At 31.8% G+C, this 308-nt stretch carries 1 pseudogene; it reads left to right on the top strand.

The features are described from left to right. Positions 1–114: 114 nt before the first annotated feature. Positions 115–308 (top strand): annotated as a pseudogene (locus tag SB679_RS23635) (ribonuclease III); the annotation flags it as partial.

The raw sequence follows: 308 nt of genomic DNA, 5'->3' as shown, positions 1-308 counted from the left end.
AACTTTACGTTTAACACTGCTGTGAAGAAAGATGTAAAAGTAGCCATGAGCAATACTTTTGGATTTGGCGGGCATAACGCTTGCGTTCTATTTAAGAAAATCTAAATTCAATGAATGGAGTTACAGAAATACTTTTCTAAATTCCTTCTCAAAAAAAGAAAAAGACAATTAACGGAAAGAGATTATTTTCTCAGTACCGAGCTTAAAAAAGTTCTAGGTACAGAGGTACAAAATATTGCTCTTTATCGTGAAGCTTTTTCTTTAAAAAATTCTTCTAAAAATCAAGACAGCAATTACGAAAGGCTTGA

Source organism: Chryseobacterium sp. SIMBA_029, assembly GCF_046535275.1.
Taxonomy (GTDB): Bacteria; Bacteroidota; Bacteroidia; order Flavobacteriales; family Weeksellaceae; genus Chryseobacterium.
This window is presented reverse-complemented; position numbering and strand designations above follow the sequence as displayed.